The 1,147-nt window shown below is 64.3% G+C and carries 1 protein-coding gene; it reads left to right on the plus strand.

The window, feature by feature from the left end; genetic code table 11:
- Positions 1-1,147: serine hydroxymethyltransferase (gene glyA, locus EN925_RS36805; RefSeq protein ID WP_164894705.1), on the plus strand; the 1,147-nt coding region annotated here is incomplete at both ends.

The following is a 1,147-nucleotide window of genomic DNA, read 5'->3' on the forward strand; positions in this document are numbered from 1 at the left end:
GTGCTTGAGGCGCAGGGCTCGATCATGACCAACAAATATGCCGAGGGCTATCCGGGCAAGCGCTACTACGGCGGCTGCCAGTTTGTCGACGTGGCCGAGGAACTGGCCATCGAGCGCGCCAAGAAGCTGTTCGGCTGCAACTTCGCCAATGTCCAGCCGAATTCCGGCAGCCAGATGAACCAGGCCGTCTTCCTGGCGCTCTTGCAGCCGGGCGACACGTTCATGGGCCTCGACCTCAATTCCGGCGGCCATCTGACCCACGGTTCGCCGGTCAACATGAGCGGTAAATGGTTCAAGGTCGTCTCCTATGGCGTGCGCCAGGACGACCATCTGCTCGACATGGATGCCATCGAGAAGACCGCGCATGAAACCAAGCCGAAGCTGATCCTGGCCGGCGGCACCGCCTATTCCCGCGTCTGGGACTGGAAGCGTTTTCGCGAGATCGCCGACGCGGTCGGCGCCTATCTGATGGTCGACATGGCGCACATCGCCGGGCTGGTCGCCGGCGGCGTGCATCCGTCGCCGCTGCCGCATGCCCACGTCGTGACGACCACGACGCACAAGTCGCTGCGCGGCCCGCGCGGCGGCATGATCCTGTGCAATGACGAGGACATCGCCAAGAAGATGAATTCGGCGGTGTTCCCCGGCCTGCAGGGCGGCCCGCTTATGCATGTCATCGCCGCCAAGGCGGTTGCCTTCGGCGAAGCGCTGAAGCCAAGCTTCAAGGTCTATGCCGAGAGCGTCGCCGCCAACGCCAAGGCGCTCGCCTCCAGCCTCAAGGAAACCGGTCTCGACATCGTCTCCGGCGGCACAGACAACCATCTGATGCTGGTCGATTTGCGTCCGAAGAACGCCACCGGCAAGCGCGCCGAGGCGGCGCTGGGCCGCGCCAACATCACGTGCAACAAGAACGGTATTCCGTTCGACCCGGAAAAGCCTTTTGTCACCTCGGGCGTGCGTCTCGGCACCCCGGCCGGCACCACGCGCGGCTTCGGCCAGGCCGAATTCCGGGAGATCGGCAAGCTGATCGCCGAAGTGCTGGATGGTCTCAAGGTCGCCAATTCCGACGAGGGCAATGCCGCCGTCGAAGCAGCGGTCAAGGCCAAGGTCGTGGCGCTGACCGATCGCTTCCCGCTCTATCCCTATC

This window comes from Mesorhizobium sp. M7A.F.Ca.US.006.04.2.1 (assembly GCF_004022915.1).
GTDB classification, from domain to species: Bacteria; Pseudomonadota; Alphaproteobacteria; order Rhizobiales; family Rhizobiaceae; genus Mesorhizobium; species Mesorhizobium ciceri.